Origin of the sequence: Jiella soli (assembly GCF_020615385.1) — a bacterium.
GTDB lineage: Bacteria > Pseudomonadota > Alphaproteobacteria > Rhizobiales > Rhizobiaceae > VKMB-3413.
This window is the reverse complement of sequence record NZ_JAJAVB010000032.1, coordinates 16,724-39,968: the sequence shown is the minus strand read 5'-3', so window position 1 is coordinate 39,968 and position 23,245 is coordinate 16,724. Positions and strand designations below refer to the sequence as shown.

Here is a 23,245-nt window from a genome sequence, read left to right as displayed (position 1 = left end):
GGCAAGGGGCTTGATCAAGGGCGGCATGCTCTTTCATGAGATCGGGACGCCCTCCGCTCCGTTCAGGACGCTGCCCCTCAGACGAAGGAATCCCGCCATGCCTGCCGCAGATCAGCGCAGCAGCACCAGCTCGCAAGGCTATGTGAAGGACGACCGCAACGACGAGGTCCTCATCTATGTCGATGGCGAGTTCTTCCGCCGTCACGAGGCGAAGGTCTCGGTGTTCGACGCGGGCTTCGTCCTTGGCGACGGCGTCTGGGAGGGTCTGCGGCTCGTCAACGGCAGGCTGATCTCCGAGGACGAGCACATGAAGCGCCTCTACGAGGGGGCGAACGCGATCCGGCTCGACATCGGCATGACCAAGGAGGAGCTCCTTGGCGCCGTCCGCGCGACGCTCGACAGGAACGGGATGACGGATGGCGCCCATATCCGGCTGATGGTGACGCGCGGGGTGAAGACAACGCCCAACCAGGACCCCCGCTTTGCGACCGGCCGCGCGACGATCGTCATCGTCGCGGAGTACAAGAAACCGGACCCGGGGCAGAAGGCGAAGGGCCTCAGCCTCTTCACCTCGGCGATCCGCTGCAGTGGCCCGGACGTGTTCGACCTCCGGCTGAATTCCCACAGCCGGCTGAACTTCATCCAGGCGCTGATCCAGGCGATCGAGGCCGGCGCCGACGAGGCGCTGATGCTGGATCCCCTGGGGTTCGTCGCGAGCTGCAACTCCACCAATTTCTTCATCGTGCGCGGAAATGAGCTCTGGACCTCGACCGGGCGCTTCAACTTCAAGGGCATCACCCGCCAGAAGATCATCGACCTTTACGCTGGCGACGGCGGCCGCGTGCGCGAGACCGATTTCACGCTGGCCGAGGTCTATTCGGCCGATGAGGCCTTCGTGACTGGCACGCTCGGCGGCGTGACACCGGTCCGGCGGATCGACGGGCGCCACATCGGTGCGCATAGGCCGGGGCCGGTCACCGCCCATATCGCCGAACTTTATGCCCGCTATGTGCAGGGTCCCTCGGCCTGACGAGATCACGGCTGCAATCACCGGGGGGAAGCGTAAAGCAATTCCCCGCCATTCTCCCTGCGTCTTGAGCGCCGGGAGGTAAGCCGGAATCGCTCCTGCGACCGATCTCTTTGACGTCGCACGGTTCTTGGGAAAACCGCTCCCACGCTTCGGTGCGATTCTCTAGGCCCTGAGGGCTTCGGCAGGCGATTGCCGGTAGGCAAGCATGGACGGCACCAGCGCGATGAACGCGGTCGCGGCAAAGAACGCTGCGACCGACAGCCAGTCTTCGCCGACGAAGCTCACCGGCATTGAGACGCCGCTTTGCTCGGCAAGCAAGGCCGAGGCCGTCCGGGCGACGAGCCAGCCGAGCCCGAAGCCGGCGAGGACGCCGGTCCCGATAATCGCAAAGGTCTCCGACCAGACGATGCCGAAGACGACCGCACGCGACGCGCCGAATGCCCGCAGCGCGCCGATCTGCCGGCGCCGCTGCAGGATGTGGACGATGACGACGAGAAGGATTGCTGCCGCGACGAGCGCCTGCGCGCCGGCGGCGACGGCCGCAAGCACCCGGCGCGCATCGCCGAGCGTGCCGTAGAGCCTCGTCAAGACCTCCCCGGGAAAGACGGCGAGCGTCTTCTCGCTCCGATATTCCTGGCGCAGCTTATAGGCATCGGCGATGGTCTTCGGCTTGACGAGGATCGAGGGCAGGCCCGGCGCGTCCGCGGCGGAAAGTGCCGCCGGATCGATAAGCGCGGCGGGATCGAGATGCGCTTCCGCCTCGTCGTCTTCGTGGGCGCCGGACGTGGTCTCTTCCTCGTCTTCATGGTGATGGACGGCCCAGACCGTCTGGATCGGCACCAGGATCGCCCGGTCCCAGGGCGTGCCGGTCGGCTTGAGCCGACCGGCCACGGTGTATTGAACTGCGGCATGCGGTTGCCCGCCTTCGTGCAGGCGACCGTGCAGCGGCGTGATCCTTGACCCGATCTCTTGCTGTGCGAAGGCTCCCGCGACGGCCTCGCCGAGCCGGCGGAATGGCTCCCCCTCGCCGATCCCGCCGACCCCGGTGAGCAGCTCGGGCGTCGTCCCCACGATGGGGCTGTCGCCGGCAAAGTCGCCGAATCCGATCGGGGCCGCCCAGGCGACGCGCGGATCGCGGATCAGCCCGGCAAGGACGCTGCCGGGCATCAGCGGCAGCGGCGCGACCTGCAGGAAGACGGAAGAGAGCACGAGCTGGGTTTCGCTGCCGGGCGCTCCGACGACGAGATCGAAGGCCTGCGCCGCCCGCGCGCTGCCGACCCTGAGCGCCCGTTCCTGCAGCGTCACCGCGACGCCGAGCGCGGTTGCCAGCGCGATGATCAGCGCCACCACGGCAACTCCAACCCAGTGCCGCTTCAGATCCGCCGCGATGAAGCGAAACATCGCACCCTCTCCTTCCTGTCGAAGACGAATCCGCGCCGTCAGGCCGGCACGGGAACACGCGACGCCCTCGCCTGGGGCGCGTCGCTGACGATGCGGCCGGATTCCATCCGCAGCACCCGTTCGAGCCGGTCGACGAGCCGACGCTCGTGACTGGCGACGATCAGCGTGACGCCGGCCGCCTCGGCAAGCTCCAGAAGGAGGTCCGCGACCGCAGCGCCCGAATCGGCGTCGAGACTGGCCGTCGGCTCGTCGGCCACGACCACGGACGGCTTGCCGACAAGCGCTCTCGCGACGGCGACGCGCTGCATCTGCCCGCGCGACATCGTCTCGACCGGCTGGTCCAGCCGCTCGATCCCGACGCGCTTCAACAGACGCTCCGCCTCTCCCGCCATGCCCGCGGCCAGCCGGAAGGCCGCGAGTCGCTTCGGCAGAAGCACGTTGTCGATCGCCGACAGGCCGGGAAAGAGATGGAAATCCTGCATCACCAGACCGACATTCTTCGCCCGCCAGCGATCGCGGCCAGCCTCGGAGAGAGCGGCCAGATCCGTGTCCTGCCACGACACGCGGCCGCGGCGCACGCGCTCCAGCCCGGTGACGATGTTGATGAAGGTGGTCTTGCCGCAGCCGGACGGTCCGGTCACGGCGATCCGTTCACCCGGCGCGAGCGACAGATCGGGGATCGCCAGAGCCGGCCGTTCGAGACCGGGAAAGGACACCTCGAGGTCGCGGATAGCGAGGGACAGCATGGATCAGGCCGCGCCGAAGCTGGCGTCGACGATGCGCAACCGGCTGAGGAAGCCGGTCTCCGGGTCGGTCCAGGAGCCAACCTCCAGCCGTCCGGTCACCTCGATCAGCGCATTCGCCTGCTCGAAGGTCTGCGTCCGCGTGAGATAGACGACGACGATGTTGTCGGGCCAGTCGGCATCGGTCGAGCAGAACGGGCAGAGGGCCATCGGGATTTCGGTGAGAACGAAGAAGTCCGCCTCCGCCTTCAGGGGCGGCGCCATGAACCCTTGCATGACGACCGTCTCGCCCTTCAGCCGCTCCACCTTGTCGGAAAAGGTCAGGCCGAGCGCGCTGTAGCTGCCGTAGAGCTCGTCGAAGGTCAGCGGCGGCGTCGCGGCCGGCGCGCGGCGGACCGACAGCGGCAGGCCGACCAGGGCGGCGGAGGAAAAGGCCAGGAAATTCCGACGAGACGTGAGAGTGGCGACCATGGATCTCTCTCCTGTTCGAGGCGGGGCGAGGCGCCGCGCCGGGCGGCGGCGCCGAACGGCTCTGGCTCTGGACGCATGGCGCCCGGAGCCAGTCACTTCGGCACGATGGCGGCTTACTTGGCAGCCGCTTCCTTCGTCGGCGCCAAGGCGAGAGCGTCGGCCAGCACCTTGTAGACGTCGCTCTGCTCCATGTAGCCCTTGAACTCTTCCGCGCCCGGGCCGGTCGCCTGCAGCACGACGTCGTCCACAGCGTGGACCGCCGAGTCGGCGTCCTTCGGCAGGTTGCCGACGCGCAGGACCGCGCCCGGCACGTCCTTGTACTGCTCGTTGGCGACGTACTCGCCCTTCTCGTTCTTCACCGACGGCTCGAATGGCCCGTCCATCTTCGGGCGGAAGGTCTCGTAATAGTCGGGATAGTTGTTGGCGAAGATCGCGAGGCGCCGGGAGACGTCGACCCGGTCGGGATAGCCGTCTGCGTTCTTGTCCTCGTAATTGGGGAAGCCGGCGTCGTCATAGGTGCCGACCTTTTCGCGCATCTCCTCGCCCGGTTTGTCGTCGTCGATCGTCCCGATCAGCGAAACGCCGTGCGTGTGGTCGCCGGTGACGACGATCAGCGTGTCCGGGTGATCCTTGGCGAAGTCCATCGCGACACCGATCGCCTTGTCGAACTCGATCGTGTCGATCTCGGCGCGATCCCAGTCCATCGGATGCGACATCTTGTCGATCGAGGCGCCCTCGACCATCAGGAAGAAGCCGTCCTCGTCCTTCGAAAGCTGATCCAGCGCGACTTTCGTCATCTCGACGAGACCCGGCTGGTTCGGGAACTTCTCAACCGTGCCCTTCTTCAGGAACTCTCGGTCGAGCATGGTATCCATGTTGCCGGTGTGGAACAGACCGAGGATCTTGCCGGTGTTGGTGCCGGTCGCCTGCTCCAGCTCGTCCTTCGTGGTCGCCAGCGAATAGCCCGCGTCCTTGAACATCTGGATGTAGTCCTTGTCGTCCTTGCGCTTGGAGCCCGGGACATCCTTCGACAGGAAATAGGCCGAGCCGCCGCCGAGGATGACCTCCGGCTGGACCTTGTAGAACATGCCGACAATGTCGGCCTTGTCGGCGCGCTTGCGAGTGTGGGCGACGACGGCCGCCGGCGTCGCGTCCTCGATCTCGGCCGTGGAGACGACGCCGATCGACTTGTCGCCGGTGCGGCGCAGCGCCTCCGCGATGGTCTCGACCTTCGGGTCGTCCTGGGTGTCCGGGGTCCGGTCGGCGTAGACGCCGAGCGCGTTCACGCGGGTCTTGTGGCCGGTCATGTAGGCCGACATGGTGTTGGCGCTGTCGGTGGCGATCGCATGGGTCGAGGACGTGCCGATGAAGGCCATGTGGTCGAGGTCGTCCATATTGAGACGGCCGTTCGCCTTGCCCTCGGTCATGCCCTTGGACATGATCCGCGCGGCGGTGCGGTGGCCGACAGACAGGCCGTCGCCGAGGAAGAAGACGACGTTCTTCGCCTTGGGGGTCGCCTGGGTGCCGAACACTTCCCAGGTCACCGACTTCGTCTCGTCGCCGGCCTTCGCCTCGACCGTATAGGTGCCCGGCTCGGCGAGCCTGACATCACGAAGGATGACCGCCGAGGCCTCGGCGCCGTCTTCCTTCTCGACGAATTCGGCCTCCTTGCCGAAGACGTCCTTCACCGGCGTGCCGTTGATCGTCACCGACACCTGGTCGGGGCTGACGACCTTGTCGAACTCGACCTTCATGTCGAAGGGCGAAGCGGCAAGGATCGTCGCACGATCGAGCGGATAGACGGTCGCTGCCGCGGCCGCGGAGGCAAGACAGGTGGAAACGGCAAATGCTGCGAGAAGCCCGCGCATGAATATTCTCCCGAAGACGTCGTAGGTGAGGATCGGTTACGGCCCGGCCATACGAGTTGAGAATGACGGTGGGATGACAGCAACACCGCCGGGATAGTCCCGCCTCGTCTTGGAACGACTGCATCGTCGGCACGCACGCTCGCCCGGTGCGCGATCGCGCGATTGCAACCGCGATCGCTTCAGCATGGAAGAATGCCGGCTGGCGCCGATGAACCAGCGTCTCCGGCGGGCCGGTTTCCGGCCGTTTCTCACGGAAATGCTGAACCTGCCCGTCATGAGGACCGGGGCGTCTTGCCCCCCGGGCCAGGAAACCCGTGGGAAATCCGCGCGGGCGGATAGAGACCGTTTGAGAATGGGTTTTGTCTGGATCTGATTTATTGTTTCACACTCTGGATGTGGACACGACAGACCCGAGCGAGAATGGCTTCGATCGAGCGAAAGACGAAGCGCGATCCGAACGATCTGACGGATGCGGAGTGGATGACGCTCGCACCGTTTCTGCCGAAGCCGGCGAAGCGCGGTCGCAGGCCGCGCGTCGCCCTTCGAGGTTTCGGTCTTCCCCATCTTTGGTTTAACTGTCGGTGCAGGCAGAGTCGTTGCAACCGTCAGCGCCTGCATCGGATCAAGGCTCGCCACCCATGAAGGACAGCAGCAGCGCCCTGCCCGCCGATCTCGGGTTGAAACTCCGCCACATGCGGACCCTGCACAGTCTCTCGCTCAAGCAGTTGGCCGTGACGGTCGGCTGCTCGGAGAGCATGCTGTCGAAGATCGAGACGGGCAAGGTGAACCCTACCTTGACGATGCTCCGCAAGCTCGTCGATGCACTCGGGATCAACATCACCTTCCTTTTCAGCGCCGAGGACGATCGCAACGCCGTCGTCCATCGCGCCGGGGAACGCCCGGTGATCGGCGTCGGCCGGTCGCGCTTCGGGGCCGGCATCATGCTGGAGCGCCTGCCGCCCGCGTCTCCGCAGAACCTCCTCGAGGCGAATATCCACATCGTCAATCCCGGCGGTTCGACTGACGGTGCCTTCTCTCACGTCGGCGAGGAGATGGGCTTCGTCCTCGAAGGACAGGTCACCCTCGTCGTCGAGGGGACGGTCTACGAGCTTGCGGCCGGCGATTCCTTCGCCTTCCGGTCTGAAAGAGCCCACGAGTACCGGAACGACGGCGATCAAGTGGCGCGCATACTCTGGGTCAACACCCCGCCGACCTTCTGACCCGGGCGGCAGTGGTCGGGGCGGGCAAACGCAACCTTCCGCTCGCCTTGGCCGGGGGCCACAACCTGAGTTCGATGGAAGCCGCGGGCGCAAAGTGCACAATCCTTAGGCTCGCTCAGTTTCTTTTCAAATTTCCATTCAAGTCGCTTGAACAAGACAATGGATCGGGTAGGCTTCATGCATGAGGTAAGACGCAAGCCCCCTGAACCAGCGGGAGATGCGGTTCGAGAAACCGGGAGCCGGGATAGATGGCGCACGAAGCCCAGATCCAGATTTCATGCGCGCAGTTCGAGCCGCGCATCGGCGAGAAGGATCGGAACGTCGAGACGAGCCTCGCGCTGATCGCCCGAGCCGCCGCGAGCGGCGCCGATCTGATCGTCCTGCCGGAACTCTGCAATTCCGGCTACGTGCTGGAGAGCCGGGAAGAGGCGTACGCGCTCGCCGAGGAGACCGCGACAGGCGAGACGATCGCCCGATGGTGCGAGGCCGCGGCGAAGGAGAACGTCACGCTGGTCGCCGGCTTTCTCGAACGCGACGGCGTCAAACTCTACAACAGCGCCGTCGTCATCGGGCCGGACGGCGTCATCGGGGCCTATCGCAAGACGCATTTGTGGGATGCCGAAGCCCTGTTCTTCGAGCGCGGCGATCTCGGCTTTCCTGTCTTCCACACGCGCTTCGGCCGGCTCGGCGTTCTGATCTGCTACGATGGCTGGTTCCCCGAGGCCTGGCGCCTGCTCGCGCTGCAGGGAGCCGACATCGTCTGCGTGCCGACCAATTGGGTGCCGATGGAGCGCCAGCCTCCACACCTTCCGGCGATGGCCAACATCCTTTGCATGGGCGCGGCGCATTCCAATTCGATGGTGGTCGCCGCCTGCGACCGCGTCGGCACCGAGCGCGGCCAGCCCTTCATCGGCCAGAGCGTGATCGTCGACCACAATGGCTGGCCCGTTGCCGGACCGGCAAGCCGGGACGAGCCGGAGATGATCAGCGCGAAGGTCGACCTTTCGCAATCCCGCCGCCAGCGAAACTGGAACGCCTTCAACCAGGTCGTCCGGGACCGCCGGACGGATCTCTACGGGGAAATGTTGGGGACCGAGGCTCGACCCAACTGGTACTGAGACCGAGCCGCTCTCAAACAGGGAACGACGTCATGAAACTCACCCATCTGGCCGGCAGCCTGCTGCTGCTGGGAGCGATGACATACGGCGCCTCGGCGCAGGAGGATCCGATCAAGATCGGCATTCCCGTCGGCCTCAGCGGCGCGAACAGCGTCGTGGCGCCGTCGGTCGTCCAGTCGAGCGAGCTCGCGGCCGAAGAGATCAACGCCAATGGCGGCATTCTCGGGCGCAAGGTCGAGCTGGTCGTCGCCGACGACGGCAGCGGCGCGCAGGGGGCACAGCGCGCCTTCGACTCGCTCGTCTTCCAGGACGATGTCGACGTGCTGATCTCGATGGAGACGAGCGCCGCCCGCAATGCGGGCCTGCCGATCGTCAACCGCGCCGGCAAGCCGTACATCTACACTTCCTTCTACGAAGGCCGATCCTGCAGCCCGTGGATGTATGTCGACGCCTGGGTGCCCGAGCAGCAGGTGACGCCGATCGTCGACCACTTCATGAACGAGGACGGCGCCAAGACCTTCTACCTGATCGGCAGCGACTACGCCTTCGGACGCGGCATGCTGGAGTTCACCCGCCAGTACATCGAGAAGAGCGGCGGCAAGGTCCTCGGCGAGGAATATCTGCCGATGGACGGCTCCGATTGGACGGCGATCATCTCGGATCTGAAGTCGAAGAACCCGGACGCGCTGATCACCTCCACGGCCGGCGGCGCTCCCAACGTGACGCTGACCAAGCAGCTGCGCAATTCCGGCGTCGAGATTCCCTACGGCAACCTCGCCGTCGATGAGGGCACGGCCAAGAGCATGGGCTCCGACGCGTCCGACATCTTCATCTCCCAATCCTATCTGACCGGCATCGACAGCCCGGAGAACAAGACCTTCCTCGCCGCGATGGAGAAGAAGTTCGGCTCCGACCTGAAGACGCCGAACGACCTGTCGGTGCCGCAGTACGAGGCGATCTACCTCTACAAGGCGGCCGTCGAGAAGGCCGGCTCCACCGATCCGCAGGCCGTCGTCGACGCCCTGCCGCAGGTCTCGTTCACCGGTCCGCGCGGCGTCATCAAGATGGACAAGCAGCACCACACGCCGCTGACCATGTATCTCGGCCAGGTCAAGGACGACGGCGGCGTCGAGGTGATCAAGACGTTCAAGGACGTCGATCCCGGCGAGCAGTGCCCGAACCTGTAATCTCGTGAGTGCGGCGGGCGGACGGCAATGCCGCCCGCCCGCTCCTTTCGTGCGAACCTGAAGGAAGCCAGATGGCGACGCTCTTCCTCGACATCGTGACGACGTCGTCGATGCTGTTCATCGTCGCGGCGGGTCTGATGATCATCCTCGGCGTCATGAAGCTGATCAACTTCGCCCATGGCGCCTTCCTGACGGTCGGCGGCTATTCGGCCCATGTGGTGACCGACGCAGGCTTCAACGCCTGGCTGACGATCCCGGCGGCCGCGATCGTGGGCTTCGTGCTCGGGGTCGTGGTCGAGCGCGTCATCCTGCGCCCGCTCTATGACCGACCGCTCGACGCGATCCTCGCCACCTGGGGCCTCGGCATCGTCATCGCGCAGATCATCACCTTCATCTTCGGCAGAGGTGTGCAATTCGCCGAGAGCCCGATCTCAGGGACGGCCGACCTCTTCGCCATCAGCTATTCGTCCTGGCGGCTGATCCTCGTCCTCGTCGCGATCGTCCTGGGCACTGCCCTCACCGCCCTTCTCTACTATACCCGCTTCGGGCTGAACGCCCGCGCCGTGATCATGAACGAGAACCTCGCGCGTGGCCTCGGCATCGACAGCGTCAGGGTGCGCGCCGTTACCTTCGGCCTCGGCGCGGCGCTCGCCTGCGCCGCGGGCGCGCTCATCACGCCGCTTCTGTCGGTCGATCCGAACATGGGCCTGCCCTGGCTGGTCAACTCCTTCATGCTGGTGCTGGTCTCCGGCGTGGCGATTCCCGGTCTCGCGCTCGCCTCGCTTCTTCTCGGCGGCGCTCAGGTCCTGGTTTCGACCTTCGTCAGCCCGATCATCGGCGGCATCACCATCGTCGTCCTGGCGGCGGTGATCCTCAGGATCAAACCCCAGGGGCTGTCCCGTGGCTGACATCACCTCCGAGGCTCCGCGGGGCGCGCGCGCGCCCTACTGGACCACCGCGATCGTCGCCGTCCTGGCGATCGTCCTCGTCGTCGCGGCACCGCATTTCCTCGGCATCTATCTGACCAACGTCCTGATCCGCGCCCTCTTCCTGGGCGTCCTGGCGCTGACCGTCGATCTCGTCTGGGGCTATACGGGGATCCTGACCTTCGGCCAGTCGGCCTTCTTCGGGATCGGCGCCTATGCCTGCGCGCTGGTCTTCACCCATTGGGGCTTCGGACCTGGCTGGTTCCTCGCCGCGCTTTTCATCGGCATCATGGCAGCGGCGCTGATCGCCTGGCTGGTCGGGCTCCTGTCCTTCTATCACGGGGCCTCGCCGCTCTATTCGTCGATCATGACGCTGGCACTGCCGATCGTCCTCGTTCAGGTCATCTTCTCCGGCGGACGATTCACCGGCTCAAGCAGCGGGCTTTCCGGTTTCCCGACCTATTACTGGTCGATCGCCACCTGGTTCGTCATCGCCGGCGTGCTTCTGGTCACGGTCGCATCGCTTGCCTGGTTGTTCGTGCGCGGCGATTTCGGCCGCATCCTCATCGCCATCCGGGAGAACGAGGACCGCTGCGCCTATCTCGGCATCCCTGTTTCCGGCATCAAGACCGGGCTGTTCACCGTCTGCGGCGCGATCGGCGCCGTCGCAGGCTTCGGCTACGCCGCCTTCACCGACGTTGTCGCGCCGGAGCTCGCCGGCTTCCTGCTCGGCACGGAGTCGCTCATCTGGGTAGCGCTCGGCGGCCGTGGCACGCTGATCGGCCCGATCCTCGGCGCGATCGGCATCGACGTCACCTCCTCCTATCTGTCCGGCAGCCTGCCGTTCTTGTGGAAGTTCATCGTCGGCGTCGCCTTCGTCGTCGTGATCATCCTCCTGCCCAACGGCATCGCCTCGCTCGTCACCGGCGCCTGGCGGCGCTACAAGACGCGCGGCAAGGACGGTGCGGAGGCTCACAGGCACCGCTCGACCGTGACCCTCGTCCCGGCATCGGGGCGCAGGCTGCAAGAAAACCTGTCCGACGGCGCGGCTCCAATCCGCATCGAGGCCCTCACCTGCCGCTATGGCAGCCTGACCGTGCTCGACGGGATCGAGGTCGAAGGACGCAAGGGCGAACTCCTCTCGATCGTCGGTCCGAACGGCGCCGGCAAGACCACCTTGATGCGGTGCATCAGCAATGGCAGCGAGCGGACCGGCGGCGAGGTGGCGATCGCCGGCGAGAGCATCGGCCGGCGCTCGCCGCAGAAGATTGTGGCGCTCGGGGTCGGCCGCAGCTTCCAAAACACCAGCCTGTTCGACAGCCTCACCGTCGGCGACTGTCTGCGCCTCGCCCGCTACCGCATCGACGGCGCGCGCTTTTTCGAGCGCAGCGACAAGGTCGCGCTTCCCACGCCCGCGCTGGAGATCCTGAAGGCCACCGGCCTCGACCGGCAGCTCGGGCTGGAGACGCGCTATCTCTCCCACGGGATGAAGCGCGGGCTGGAGCTCGCCATGGTGCTGGCGACCGAACCCCGCGTGCTCCTGCTCGACGAACCGACGGCGGGCCTCACCAAGGCGGAACGGACAGCGATCGGCGCAGTGCTGACCCGGCTGGTCGAGGAATACGGCCTCTGCGTCTTCCTGATCGAGCACGATCTCGACTTCGTGCGCGAAATTTCCAACCGGATCGTGGTGCTGCACCAGGGCAAGATGCTGCTCGACGGCAGTGTCGAGGAGGTCGTCTCCTCCGATCTTGTCAAGGCCGTCTATTCTGGCCAGGACGCGGGAGCCAAGGCATGAGCGCCGTCCGTAAGCTGGAGCCCGCCGACAGCGTGCTCGCGGTCGAGGGCCTGACCAGCGGCTACGACGCCGCCCCGGTCGTGCGCAACGTCTCGTTTTCGATCGCGGCCGGCGAGATCCTGGTGATCCTCGGCAAGAACGGCATGGGCAAGTCGACGCTCCTGAAGACCATCATGGGCTTCGTGCGCGCATCCAGCGGCAAGGTGCGCCTTGCCGGCGCCGACATCACCAACAGCGCGCCGCATCTCATCGCCCGCCGCGCCGTCGCCTACACGCCCCAGGAATATGCGATCTTCCAGGACCTGACGGTGGAGGAGAACCTCCGGCTCGGCGTCGAAAGCGATGAACTCTTGAGGCAGCGCCTCGACGATGTCGAAGCCGCCTTCCCGCGGATCGCCCAGCGCCTGCGCCAGCGCGCGGGTACGCTGTCGGGCGGCGAGCAGAAGATGCTGCTCCTGTCGCGCGGTCTGATCGCCCGGCCGAAGATCATGCTGATCGACGAGATTTCCGAAGGCCTGCAGCCGACCATGGTCGCCAAGATGGCCGAAGTCCTGCAGGCGACCAAGGACAAGAGCGGCGTCGCGATCCTGCTCGTGGAGCAGAACCTGCCCTTCGCGCTCTCGGTCGCCGACCGCTACGCCATCCTCAAGATCGGCGAGATCGTCGAACGTGGCGACGTCGCCCATGCCGACACGGCGGCGACCCTCGAAGAGCATTTGCGGATCTGACGATCCCGCCAGGCGGAGACTTTCGATGAGCATCGCAGCCAACACCTTCTCGATCGTCGCGCGTTGCGCGCGCACGGGCGAACTCGGCGTCGCGGTCGCCTCGGCCGTCCCCGCCGTCGGCGCGATCTGCCCCTATGTCCGCGCCGGCGTCGGCGCGGTGACCACGCAGTCCTGGGTCAATCCCTATCTCGCAACCGCCATCCTCGATTCGCTCTCGGCGGGCTCCAGCGCCGAGGCGGCCCTGGCAAGTGCGCTTGAAAGCGACGCGGAAGCGGAGCTGCGTCAGGTCGGCGTGGTCGACGCCTCCGGCGGTTCCGCCGTCTGGACCGGCGGCTCCTGCACCGAATGGCAGGGATCGCAGCACGGTCCGGACTTCAGCGCCCAGGGAAACATGCTGACCGGGCCGGAGGTGATCGCGGCGCTCGCCGAGACCTTTTCGGCGCGCCATGCCGACGGCCTCGACGAGCGACTGATGCAGTGCCTCGAAGCGGCGCAGGCCGTCGGCGGCGACAAGCGCGGCAAGCAGGCCGCCGCACTCCTCGTCTTCGGAAAGGAGGCCTATGCCCGGGTCGATCTTCGGGTCGACGAGGACGCAGCGCCGATCGCGCGGCTGCGCGAAGTCTACGAGATCGCCAAACGGCAGCTGATGCCCTTCGTCGACGGGATGCCGAAGCGAGACGAGCCGAGCGCCTTCCCGCCCGGCGTCATGGAGCTCCTGTTGAAGTCTCCACCCGACAGGCCGGGCGGCGGCGGGAGCGACCGGCCATGAGCGCGCCAACGGGCGACGGTGGAAACGGCGGCGGTGAACGCGACCCGGAGACGCTCATCCGCTCCGACCGGCTGGACGAGGTGCGCAAGGCCTATGCGGCGATCGCCCGCCAGATCGCCATTCTGCGCTCGCTCGATCTCGGCGAAACGCATCCGGCCGTGGTGTTTCGGCCGACAGGCAAGGAGGACCCGCAATGACGCCCGACGATGCGCTGGCCGCGCCGATTGCGGCCGTGGCCACGGCCATTCGGGACGGGCAAATGTCGTCCGCCGATCTTGTCGCCCGCTGCCTCGACAGTATCGCGGCGCGCGACGATACGCTTCAGGCATTCGTTCACATCGCCGGGGACGCGCTCGATCAGGGGCGGCGCGCCGACGAAGCGGCCCGGTCCGGCGCGGCTTCGGGGCCATTGCACGGCATCCCCATCGCCATCAAGGACAATTACCTCACCGCCGACATGCCGACGACGGCCGGGACGGAGGCGGATGTCACCTTCCCGCGCGAGGATGGCATGGCGATCCGCCGGTTGCGCGCGGCCGGTGCGGTCCTGATCGGCAAGACCCGGATGCACGAATTCGCCTGGGGCATGGAGACGCCGCCGGCTCGCAATCCTTACGACGAGACCCGCGTGCCCGGCGGCTCGAGCGGCGGCTCGGGAGCGGCCGTCACCGCAGGCTTCTGTCTCGCCGCGACCGGCTCCGACACCGGCGGCTCGATCCGCATTCCCGCGAGCCTTTGCGGCAATGTCGGTTTCAAGCCGACCTTCGGGCGGATCGGCCGCTCCGGCATCGTGCCGCATTCCTGGTCTCTCGATCACGCCGGGCCGCTCGCCCGCACCGTCGCGGACGCGGCCCTCCTCACCGGGATCATGGCGGGCGCCGACCCGGACGACCCCGGCTCCGCCGACGTACCGTGCCCCGATCTTTCGGCCGCGCTCGACCGGGGCGCCGAGGGGCTGCGCGTCGGGGTCTGCCGCAATCATTTCTTCGAGGCGCTCGATCCCGAGGTGGAAGCTGCGGTGGAATCCGCCATCGCCCTGCTCGGCCGCCACGGAGCGAAGATCGTCGAATTCGAGGTTCCGGAGCTGCAATACGGCCTCGGCGCGATCTTCGCGATCGAGCTTTCCTCCTCCACGGCCTATCATCTGCCGCATCTGAGTTCCGGCCGGGTCGACGCCTATGCCGAGGATGTGCGCATGCTGGTCGAGATGGGCCGGCTGGTGACCGGCTCGGACTATCTGCAGGCCGAACGCTACCGGGCGATGCTCGGCCGAAAATTCCGGGACGTCTTCTCCCGCGTCGACGTCGTCGTCGGCCCGACCATGCCGATCACCGCCTGGCAGGTCGGCCAGAAGGAGGTCGAGTTGGGTGGCCGGCGCGAGGCGGTGTTGGAGACCTCCTGGCGCTTCACCTATCCCTGGAACCTCCTCGGCCTGCCGGCGATCAGCATCCCCTGCGGCTTCGACGGAAAGGGCCTGCCGATCGGTTTTCAGATCGCCGGCGCCGCCTTCGACGAGGCAAATGTCGTGCGCGCCGCCGCGGCGGTCGAGCGCGCCTTGCGCCAATAGGTCGAGAAAGACCGCCAACTCCGACGATTCCCGGCCGGCCGGCGAAAGCCAGGCGAGCCGGCGCTCCCCGACGGCCGTGCCCGAAGAAGACGCTTCCCTGTCCATCTGTCGATCGGCGGGAGGACGCCGTCGCTCAGTGTGACGAAGGTCTCATCTTCGAGGCGCGCCGGGCGCTTCATTGGCAAAATTGTCATTCGAGCCCCGCTTTGCACGGCGGAAGGGCAGATCGTCCACGGGCTCGATCTTTCTCGGCAGATCGGGCGCGCCCGTCGCGTCTCCGATTCTCCGGATCCGCTCGCCTCGCACCAGCGGATGCTCACAACTACCTGCAATAACTACGATTTTTCCGGTTCTGCGGTGTGCGAACGGCATCTGGCACGGCGCTTGCCAATCCATCCGATGTGGGAGCCGCGGTCCCGACACGGCCTTACCCGCTCTCCTCCCCACGGTGTGCAACGGCGAAATGAAACGGAGCAAATCAATGAAGATTATTGACGCCCTTAAAGCGCTGATGGTGCGGGTGGTTCTCGCCGCCGGAGTCGCCGCCGTGCCGGCGATGTTCCATCCGGCGGCATCCGCCGCTGCGGACTTGAAGGAAGTCAATTTCAGCGAGGCGGTTCACAACCTCGGCTACATCAACCTCTATGTCGGCATGCATGCGGGCATCTTCGAGAAGAACGGACAAGCCGATGGTCGCCTCGCGCGAGAACATCCTGTTTCACGACCGGACCTACGCGATCGCCGGCAACTGGGAAGCGGAGATGATTCTTGCGGGTCGTACTAGGGTGGTCAGGACCGTGGCCGACAGTTTCGGCGGCTACACGCGGGGCATTTACGACACGGTGATACGCGAACACGAGAAGATGGTACGGGCCTTCCAGGAGCGCGATCCGGAAGGCGCGGGTCGGGCCGTATTCGATCACGTGACCGCCACTCGCGACCGGCTGCTTGCCAAGATCGCGAAGAGCGGAGCATTCGCGGAATTCGCCGAAGTGGACGGCTAGAGCGTCGGGCGTTTAATGCGCCACACAACCGGCGGCTTTGAAGTAGTTCCAGCATTCGTCGGAAGTGAAGAGGGCGCAGATGTCGCCGACGGCGCGCCAGAGTTCGTCCAGAGTGCGAGCCTCCGCCTTTCGAAGCAGCGTCTTCAGCTTGGAGAACGCCATTTCGATCGGGTTGAGGTCGGGGGAGTATTTCGGCAGGAACAAGTAGGTCGCCTGACTTCGGCGCTATCGTGCCGCTCTGTTCCGCTATCGACGGACGTTGTCGTTCGGGTGAGAGCAACCAGCCGATGCCCAACGGCCTAAGTCACGTGATCGCTCACTGCCTTGTAGCCACCGTCGAGCCATGCCGACAGTTCGCGCATGAACATCTGCGGCTGCTCCATCAGGAAGAAGTGGCTGCATCCCTCGAACATCACCGTGCGAGACCGGGCAATTCCGTCAGACATCCAGCCGGTCGCCGTCGGCGAGCATATTGGATCCTGGCTCCCGCCCATGATTAGGGTCGGGCAGGAGATTTCGCCGAGCCGGGTCAGCGTGTCATGGTCGAGGCAGGCGAAGTTCTGCCGGACATAGCAGGCCGGCAGCCGCGTTTCGCCGCCGATCAGCGCCTCGATGCGGGCGATCTGCTCGCGCTCGCGATTGAAGAAATCGGAGCCGACGAAGTTGGCGATCGAGTGACGGGCATGGTCGCCCCAGTCGCCACGCCACTCCAGCACCTGCCGCATGTTGGTGAGGACGCGTTCGCCCAGCGGGTCGAGCTTGGCGAAGGAGGCACAGAGCACCAGCGAGCGCACGAGAGCAGGCTGCTCGAGCGCGACGATCTGAGCGATCGCGCCGCCCATGGAGCGGCCGACGATATGAGCGCTATCGATCTTCAGATGCTCCATGAGGGCAATCGTGTCGCGGGCGAGATCGTGCGTCGAGACCGGCTCGTCGATCTGGGTGCTCTTTCCCGCGCCGCGATTGTCGAAGGTGATCACCCGGAAGCGGTCACGCAGCGCGGCCACCTGCGGCGTCCAAGCGCTGAGATCGCCGGCCAGGCCATGGATCATGACGACCGGCACGCCCTCTCCCTCTTCGCGGTAGTTGATCTCGTAGCGACCGATGGAGGCGACGGGCATGGCAAATCTCCTCCTTGTCAGGCGCTGACGTGCGAGGGCTTTGCCGCCGCGGCAAGGCCCAGGAAGTCGGCGATCGCCTCCAAGAAGACCTCCGGGGCCTGCGCCATCGGCGCATGTCCCAGCCCCGGCAGTTCGATCAGTTCCGCACCGTCGATGGCGCAGGCAAGCTCTGTGGCCATCGGGGGCGGGGTCGCGGCGTCGAGCGAACCGACGACGACGAGGGTGGGATTGGCGATCCGGCCGATGTCGCCGCGAAGGTCGAGACGCGCCAGCGCGGCACAGGCTTCAGCGAAAAAGGCCGGATTGGTCTTGACCAGAGCCGCCCGCCGCTCGGCAAGCATCTCCGGATTGTCCCTGAGATAGTCCTCCGGAAACAATCGTTTCATGGCGATGTCGACGACGCCTTCCATGCCGTGCTCGCGGACGCGCTCGGCCATGGTGTGGAACGAGGCGCGGCCGGCTTCCGAGAAGCCGACGCCGGTATCGGCAAGCACGAGCCGGTCGAACTGCCGGCCGTGCCGGATCGACAGCGTGCTGGCGACAAAGCCGCCGAAGCCGTTGCCGAGAACGTCGGTGTCGCCCTCGAGGCCCAGTGGCCCGAAGGCCTCGGCGATGCGGTCGGCGATCGCCTCGATCGAGGCGCCCGCGGGGGACGATCCGCCGAAGCCCGGAAGGTCCGGCAAGATCACCCGGCGGTTCTTCGCCAGCATCGGCACCACGCGGTCGAAAACCGTCCGGTCGGCCAGGAGCGAGTGCAGGAGAACCAGCGGCTTGCCGCTACCCGCCTCGACGACGTCGAGGACGCCGCCCTTCAGTTCGATGGAAGCCATGCTGCCCCTTCTCTAGTAGACGCCCAACAATTGCTCGACGAGACCGTCGTCGTTCCGGATCGTGTCGACCGGCCCTGCATGGGCGAGACGGCCATTGTTCAGGATGACCACCTCGTCCGCGACCTCCATGGCGAGCTTCATGTTCTGCTCGACGAGGACGATCGAGAGGCCGGTGCGGCTGAGTTCCTTCAGCACGCCTGCTACCTCCGCGACGATCTGCGGAGCCAGGCCCTCGGAGGGCTCGTCGAGGAGAAGCAGCCGGGGACTGGTCATCAGCGCCCGCCCGATCGCCAGCATCTGCTGCTCCCCGCCCGACAGCGACCCGGCGAACTGGCGTTGGCGCTCCTTGAGCCTGGGAAAGGCCGCAAAGGCATCCTCCAGTCCCCAGCCCGGCCATCCTCCGTTCGCGCGCCCGCGCGCGGCGACCGTCAGGTTCTCGTGGACGGTGAGCGAGGGGAAGATGCGCCTCCCCTGCGGCACGACCCCGACCCCCTTCAGGGAGACCCGCTCGGGCGACAATCCGAGGATCGGTTCGCCGAAGAGGGTCATCCCCCTTCCCTTGGACTTCACCAGGCCGACGATCGCGCCGATGCAGGTCGACTTGCCAGCACCATTGCGTCCGAGCAGGCCGAGAACGCCTCCGGCCTTCACGCGCAGCGACAGATCGTGGAGCACGTGGCTGTCGCCATAAAAGGCGTCGAGACCATCGAGAACGAGAGCGTCAGTGGCCAAGGTAGACCTCCTTGGTCTTGGGATCGGCGACCACCTCGGCACGGGTGCCCTCGACGACGACGGCGCCGCGCTGCATGACGGTGATGCGGTCGGCGAAGGCGAGCGCGACGTCCATGTCATGCTCGATCATCACGATCGTCACGCTCCGTGGGATGGATTCCAGAAGCCGCTGGACTTCACCCCGCTCGTCGGAGGACAGGCCCGCCAGCGGCTCGTCAAGCAAGAGCAGCCGGGGCCCCTGCGCCATCGCCATCGCGATCTCCAGGCGGCGCCGCTCGCCATAGCTCGTCTCGCAGACCTTCCGCTCCGCAAGATGCTCGAGGCCCACCGTCGCAAGGATCTCCCGCGCCCTGTCTTTCAGATCGGTGCGCCGGTCGAGGCCGGTAAACGGGTCGAAGCGACGCCGGCTCAGGCCGGTCAGCGACATGACGACGTTGTGCGCCAGTGTGTTGGCGGCAAACAGCGTGATGATCTGATAGGTGCGTGCAACGCCCATATGGGTGCGCTGGTCGGTCCGGGTCCGGGTGACGTCGCGCCCGAACAGGCGGATCGCCCCCGCACTCGGGCGAAGATCCCCGGCGATGAGATTGAAGAGCGTCGTCTTGCCGGCTCCGTTCGGGCCCAGGAGGAGACGTCTCTCGCCGCTCTCGACCGTGAGCGCCACATCCCGGACGGCCGGGAGACCGCCGAAATTCTTGTTGAGGCCGGCGATTTCCAGAACCGATCCGCTCATGCCGAATGCTCCTGGACCGCCGCGATGTCCGGTGCCTTTGCGGAGGCCGGGCGCTTCCTCGCGAGGGCCCGCCGGGCCCAGCGGGTCGTGCCGGGCACCAGCCCCTCCGGCATGAACAGGACGATCACCACGAAGATCGCTCCGAGCAGCATGACCCAGCGCGCGATGTAGGCGCTGACGACATTCTTGAGGATGACGACGAGTGCCGCTCCGACCACGGGGCCGAACAGCGTTCCTGCCCCGCCCGCGATCACCATCAGAAGCGTCTCGGCCGAGGTCATCAGATTGAGCGCGTGCGGGCTGACGAACTGGTTGTAATAGGCATAGAGGAGGCCGGCGATCGCGCCCCAGCATCCGGCATAGACGAAGCTGCACCACTGGATGAGCCAGACATCGTAGCCGAGCGCCCGCATCCGCCGCGGCTGGTCGCGCGAGCCCTGCAGGCTCTGGCCGAAGGGCGAGCGCACGAACAGGCCGATGGCGACGAAGGCGATCAGGAAGGCGGTCAGCGCGAAATAATAGAAGGCGTCGGGATTGCCGAGATCGATGCCGAAGGGTTTGGGACGAACCATGCCGCCGAGGCCGTTGTCGCCGCCGGTGAGGCTCACCCAGCGGAAGGCGAGGCCCCAGAGGATCTGACCGAGGGCCAGCGTGATCATCAGGAAGCCGAGTCCGGTCGCCCGAAGCGCCAGGAATCCGAAGAGCATTGCGAGCCCGGTCGTGGCGGCGACCGCGACGAGCGCTCCGGCCAATTGCCCGAACCCCAGCTGTGTCGTGAGGTAGATGGTCGCGTAGGCGGCGCCGCCGAGATAGGCGGCATGACCGAGAGACGTCAGCCCGCCGAACCCGACGAGGAGATTGAGGCTCATTGCCAGGATCGCCGCGATCAGGATCTGGCTGGCGAGATTGACGTAGAAATCGGACCCGATGAAAATCGGCACGAGGACGAGCGCCAAGGCCAGGGCCGCGAGCCAGAATGGGGAGCGCGCAGTCATACGAGCCTCCTCCCGAAGAGCCCCGTCGGCCGGATCGTCAAGACGAGCACCATCGGCAGGAACAGGATCACATAGGCGAGGTCCGGGACCAGAGCCTGACCGTAGCTGTAGATGAAGCCGATCAGGAGGGCGCCGACGAAAGCCCCGCCGAGGCTGCCGACGCCGCCGAGGATCACCACGACGAGGGCCATCGGCAGCATATCGGTGTCCATGCTCGGATAGACCGACAGGATCGGCCCGGCGAGCACGCCGCCGGCGCCGGCCAGGGCCGAGCCCAGACAGAAGACGAGCGGGAAGAGGAGCGATGTCCGGATACCCATGACGCGGGCCATCTCCATGTCGTCGACCCCTGCCCGGATCATCGCGCCGATGCGGCTCTTCTCGAGCAGGAGCCATAGGGCGCCGGCGAGGCAGAAGGCCACGACGACGACGAACAGCCGGTATTTCGGAAAGACCAGCCCGGCGAAGCGGAAGACGCCCTGCAGATCCGAAGGCATCGGCAAGGGCCGAGGGTCACCGGACCACAGCCATAGGCAGCCGTCGGCGATAATGAATGCAATGCCGAGGGTCACGAGAACCTGGGCCAGCGGCTTGCCGGCGAGACGGCGCAGGATCAGCCGCTCCATCAGGCCGCCGAGAATGCAGACGGTGAGGCCGCCGGCAAGGATCGCGATCCAGAAGTTCACACCGTTGTCGATCGCGGAAAGTCCGACATAGGCGCCCAGCATGAAGAAGGCGCCATGTGCAAGATTGGCGATCCGCATCAAGCCGAAGATTAGCGAGAATCCCGCTGCCAGAATGAACAGGAGGGAACCGAAGGCCAGACCGTTCAGCCCCTGCATGACCCAGAAATTCATCGGCTCCCCCCCCTCAGGCCTTACTTCGACTCGCCGCCGCCGGCGTAGTCGCGGGAGTAGACGGGACCCGCCAGGAACTTCTCCGGATCATAGGTCCAGAACTGGCTGACGGCCGGATACGTCTTGATGACGGAGTTCTGCAGCCGGCCGTCCTTCTCCTCGACCTTCCGGATTTCGATATCCATGATCGGCTGGCCGTAGGCGTCGACCTTGACGGGCCCGTAGGGGCTCTTGTCGATATCGACATTGCGCAGAGCCTTCATGAAGGCCTGCTTGTCCGAGACGTCGCCTTCGACCTGCTCAAGGGCGTTGTTGAGGAACTCGCAGGCCATGTAGGCGCCGACCGTGTAGTAGCCGGGATCGGCGCCATAGGCCTTGCGGACCGCCTCGACGAAGGTCTTGTTGGTCGGGGTGTCGATCCCGGCGCTGTACCAGCCGGCCGAAATGACGCCGACCGCCTCGTCGCCCATGCTCTTTAGGATCCCTTCGTCGACAGTGGTCATCGAGCCGAGGACAGGGATCGTCATGCCGTAATTGCGGTACTGGCCGAGGAACTTGATGCCGTTGCCGCCGGCGAAGGCGGCAAAGACCGCGTCGACGTCCGGATCGATCTGGGTGATGTAGGAGCCGTAGTCGGCCGTGTTCAGCGGCGGCCAGAGCTTCTGGACGACGGTCCCGCCATTGTCCTGAAAGACGCGCTGGAAGCCCGAGGCGATTTCATGGCCGAAGGCGAAATCATCGGCGATGATGGCGATCTTCTTGTAGCCCAGCTCCTTGGCGGCATATTCGCCGAGCGGATGGTGCGCCTGCGCCGACGTGCCCACGGCTCGCACGAACCACGGATTCGGCTTGCGCTGGGTGAGATCCTCGGCGGCGGCGGAAGGCGAGATGATCGGAACTTCCGCCTTGCGGATGTAATCGTCGATCGCGAGCGCCTCGAAAGCGGCGAGCGGGCCGATGAGGACATCGACATTGTCGCGCTCGACGAGCTCCTGGGTCTTGGTCTTGGTCACAGCCGGCTGACCGGCCGTGTCGGCCGTGACGACCTCGATCTTCCGGCCGGCCATCTCGCCATTATGCTGGTCGATGCAGAGCTTCAGCCCCTCCTCCATCTGGCGGCCGCCGGCGGCGAGCGCGCCGGACTTTACCGTCAGGAAGCCGACCTTGACCGGCCCCTTGTCCTGCGCCTGTGCGGCAGCCGCACCGAGGACGGCCGACAAAACGACCGCCGATAGAATTCCACCCTGCCGTGACATCTTCTTCTCCTCCCGAGAGACATGTTCGTGATGCGACTGACACATCATTCTTGGCTCTTTTAGGCATCTCACTACCAGCGAGATTGTGTCAATAGTGAAACCAACATTTCGTATGAATAGCGAATTTCGGCTGTTTTTGCGCCATTTATCCGTACAAAAGACTGAGATCTAACAGCTCCTATCTGCCATTTTCCCGTTGACGTGATATCTCACGATGGTCCATACCAATCGAAAATGAACATCACAGAGGCCGATGAGACAGAGCGAAATTTATCAGTCGCTGAGGGATGACATCCTGACCTGCAAGCTCCCGCCCGGCGCGGAACTGCGCGAGCAGGAACTCGCCCAGCAGTTCGAGGTCAGCAAGTCGCCGGTTCGCGAAGCCCTGCAGCATCTGGTCCGGGAGGGCCTGATGACGGTGATGCCCCGCCAGGGCTATCGCGTGTCGCCGGTCTCGATGTCCGATGCGCAGGACATGTTCGCTTTCCGGCAGGTTCTCGAACTCGCCTGCATCGCGGAATCCGCGCGAAGCGCCAGCGACGAGACGCTGCGCGCGCTCGACCGGTTCCGCAGCTTCGAGGGTGGTGATCAGGAAGCCTTCATCGCCTACAACCGCGACTTCCACTGCGCCCTCGCCCGCTGTTCGGGCAACAACCGCATGAGCCGTGCTGCCTGCGATCTGATCGAAGAGATGGACCGTCTCGTCCGGATGAGCGTCGCGGCGACGCGCGGCCGCGATCCGCGCAAGCTCGTCGAAGAGCACGAGCAGATCATCACCGCCCTGCAGGCACGCAATGCCCGGCAGGCGGTCAACCTTCTCAAGGCCCATACCAGCGCCGCCGAGAAGCGATTCATCACGGCCCTCGAATGGGCCGCGGTTCAGGCCTGAGC

General features: G+C 65.9%; 24 protein-coding genes and 1 pseudogene. 13 read left to right on the top strand and 12 right to left on the bottom strand.

What is annotated here, in order from left to right:
• Positions 1-97: 97 nt before the first annotated feature.
• Positions 98-1,030 carry an aminotransferase class IV gene (locus tag LH400_RS20400; protein ID WP_229155114.1) on the top strand — a complete coding sequence of 311 codons (933 nt, stop codon included), beginning with the start codon at positions 98-100 and terminating at the stop codon, positions 1,028-1,030.
• Positions 1,031-1,192: 162 nt separating this feature from the next.
• On the opposite strand, the gene LH400_RS20395 is transcribed toward LH400_RS20400, so the two are convergent.
• The 4 genes from LH400_RS20395 to LH400_RS20380 all read right to left on the bottom strand — a co-directional run bounded on the left by LH400_RS20395 (position 1,193) and on the right by LH400_RS20380 (position 5,513).
• On the bottom strand, positions 1,193-2,431 hold the full coding sequence (locus LH400_RS20395; RefSeq protein ID WP_229155113.1) for an FtsX-like permease family protein: 1,239 nt from the start codon (positions 2,429-2,431) through the stop codon (positions 1,193-1,195).
• Positions 2,432-2,469: 38 nt separating this feature from the next.
• Positions 2,470-3,177, bottom strand: coding sequence for an ABC transporter ATP-binding protein (locus tag LH400_RS20390; protein WP_229155111.1), 708 nt, complete (start codon positions 3,175-3,177; stop codon positions 2,470-2,472).
• A gap of 3 nt (positions 3,178-3,180) precedes the next feature.
• Entirely contained in the window at positions 3,181-3,645 is a 465-nt protein-coding gene (locus LH400_RS20385) for a hypothetical protein (protein ID WP_229155109.1), read from the bottom strand.
• Between the two features lie 113 nt (positions 3,646-3,758).
• Entirely contained in the window at positions 3,759-5,513 is a 1,755-nt protein-coding gene (locus LH400_RS20380; RefSeq protein ID WP_229155107.1) for an alkaline phosphatase, read from the bottom strand.
• 638 nt (positions 5,514-6,151) lie between these two features.
• On the opposite strand from LH400_RS20380, the gene LH400_RS20370 reads away from it, so the two are divergent.
• From LH400_RS20370 to LH400_RS20320, 11 genes are all read left to right on the top strand, one after another.
• Positions 6,152-6,733, top strand: coding sequence for a cupin domain-containing protein (locus tag LH400_RS20370; protein ID WP_229155106.1), 582 nt, complete (start codon positions 6,152-6,154; stop codon positions 6,731-6,733).
• Positions 6,734-6,981: 248 nt separating this feature from the next.
• Positions 6,982-7,851, top strand: coding sequence for a nitrilase family protein (locus tag LH400_RS20365; RefSeq protein ID WP_229155104.1), 870 nt, complete (start codon positions 6,982-6,984; stop codon positions 7,849-7,851).
• Positions 7,852-7,928: 77 nt separating this feature from the next.
• Positions 7,929-9,038: a substrate-binding protein gene (locus LH400_RS20360; protein WP_229155394.1), complete on the top strand. Its 1,110-nt coding sequence runs from the start codon at positions 7,929-7,931 to the stop codon at positions 9,036-9,038.
• Between the two features lie 71 nt (positions 9,039-9,109).
• Positions 9,110-9,946, top strand: coding sequence for a branched-chain amino acid ABC transporter permease (locus LH400_RS20355; protein WP_229155102.1), 837 nt, complete (start codon positions 9,110-9,112; stop codon positions 9,944-9,946).
• Entirely contained in the window at positions 9,939-11,762 is a 1,824-nt protein-coding gene (locus LH400_RS20350; protein WP_229155100.1) for a branched-chain amino acid ABC transporter ATP-binding protein/permease, read from the top strand. The genes LH400_RS20355 and LH400_RS20350 overlap by 8 nt, the downstream gene beginning before the upstream one ends.
• Entirely contained in the window at positions 11,759-12,490 is a 732-nt protein-coding gene (locus LH400_RS20345; RefSeq protein ID WP_229155099.1) for an ABC transporter ATP-binding protein, read from the top strand. Before LH400_RS20350 ends, LH400_RS20345 begins: the two co-directional genes overlap by 4 nt.
• A 25-nt stretch (positions 12,491-12,515) precedes the next feature.
• Positions 12,516-13,259, top strand: coding sequence for a DUF1028 domain-containing protein (locus tag LH400_RS20340; RefSeq protein WP_229155097.1), 744 nt, complete (start codon positions 12,516-12,518; stop codon positions 13,257-13,259).
• Entirely contained in the window at positions 13,256-13,456 is a 201-nt protein-coding gene (locus LH400_RS20335; RefSeq protein ID WP_229155095.1) for a hypothetical protein, read from the top strand. The genes LH400_RS20340 and LH400_RS20335 overlap by 4 nt, the downstream gene beginning before the upstream one ends.
• Positions 13,453-14,826: an amidase gene (locus tag LH400_RS20330; protein ID WP_229155093.1), complete on the top strand. Its 1,374-nt coding sequence runs from the start codon at positions 13,453-13,455 to the stop codon at positions 14,824-14,826. The genes LH400_RS20335 and LH400_RS20330 overlap by 4 nt, the downstream gene beginning before the upstream one ends.
• Before the next feature lie 481 nt (positions 14,827-15,307).
• Positions 15,308-15,610: a hypothetical protein gene (locus LH400_RS20325; protein WP_229155091.1), complete on the top strand. Its 303-nt coding sequence runs from the start codon at positions 15,308-15,310 to the stop codon at positions 15,608-15,610.
• Positions 15,516-15,830, top strand: coding sequence for an FCD domain-containing protein (locus LH400_RS20320; protein ID WP_229155090.1), 315 nt, complete (start codon positions 15,516-15,518; stop codon positions 15,828-15,830). Before LH400_RS20325 ends, LH400_RS20320 begins: the two co-directional genes overlap by 95 nt.
• Positions 15,831-15,842: 12 nt before the next feature.
• On the opposite strand, the pseudogene LH400_RS20315 reads toward LH400_RS20320, so the two are convergent.
• The 8 genes and pseudogenes from LH400_RS20315 to LH400_RS20280 all read right to left on the bottom strand — a co-directional run.
• Positions 15,843-16,043: pseudogene (locus LH400_RS20315) on the bottom strand (transposase); the annotation flags it as partial.
• 86 nt (positions 16,044-16,129) lie between these two features.
• Positions 16,130-16,951: an alpha/beta fold hydrolase gene (locus tag LH400_RS20310; protein WP_229155089.1), complete on the bottom strand. Its 822-nt coding sequence runs from the start codon at positions 16,949-16,951 to the stop codon at positions 16,130-16,132.
• 17 nt (positions 16,952-16,968) lie between these two features.
• Complete coding sequence (locus LH400_RS20305; protein ID WP_229155087.1) at positions 16,969-17,781, bottom strand: alpha/beta fold hydrolase; 813 nt, start codon at positions 17,779-17,781, stop codon at positions 16,969-16,971.
• A gap of 12 nt (positions 17,782-17,793) precedes the next feature.
• The gene (locus tag LH400_RS20300) at positions 17,794-18,513 is read right to left on the bottom strand and encodes an ABC transporter ATP-binding protein (RefSeq protein WP_229155085.1); all 720 of its coding nucleotides are present in this window, start codon (positions 18,511-18,513) and stop codon (positions 17,794-17,796) included.
• Positions 18,503-19,246: an ABC transporter ATP-binding protein gene (locus tag LH400_RS20295; RefSeq protein ID WP_229155083.1), complete on the bottom strand. Its 744-nt coding sequence runs from the start codon at positions 19,244-19,246 to the stop codon at positions 18,503-18,505. Before LH400_RS20295 ends, LH400_RS20300 begins: the two co-directional genes overlap by 11 nt.
• Complete coding sequence (locus tag LH400_RS20290; RefSeq protein ID WP_229155081.1) at positions 19,243-20,241, bottom strand: branched-chain amino acid ABC transporter permease; 999 nt, start codon at positions 20,239-20,241, stop codon at positions 19,243-19,245. Before LH400_RS20290 ends, LH400_RS20295 begins: the two co-directional genes overlap by 4 nt.
• A complete protein-coding gene (locus tag LH400_RS20285) occupies positions 20,238-21,098 on the bottom strand; it encodes a branched-chain amino acid ABC transporter permease (protein ID WP_229155080.1) in 861 nt (286 codons plus the stop codon). The genes LH400_RS20290 and LH400_RS20285 overlap by 4 nt, the downstream gene beginning before the upstream one ends.
• 20 nt (positions 21,099-21,118) lie before the next feature.
• Positions 21,119-22,354, bottom strand: coding sequence for an ABC transporter substrate-binding protein (locus tag LH400_RS20280; RefSeq protein WP_229155079.1), 1,236 nt, complete (start codon positions 22,352-22,354; stop codon positions 21,119-21,121).
• A gap of 253 nt (positions 22,355-22,607) precedes the next feature.
• On the opposite strand from LH400_RS20280, the gene LH400_RS20275 reads away from it, so the two are divergent.
• Positions 22,608-23,243 (top strand): GntR family transcriptional regulator, encoded by a 636-nt coding sequence (locus LH400_RS20275; protein WP_229155078.1) that lies wholly within the window; start codon positions 22,608-22,610, stop codon positions 23,241-23,243.
• The last annotated feature ends 2 nt before the right edge of the window (positions 23,244-23,245 follow it).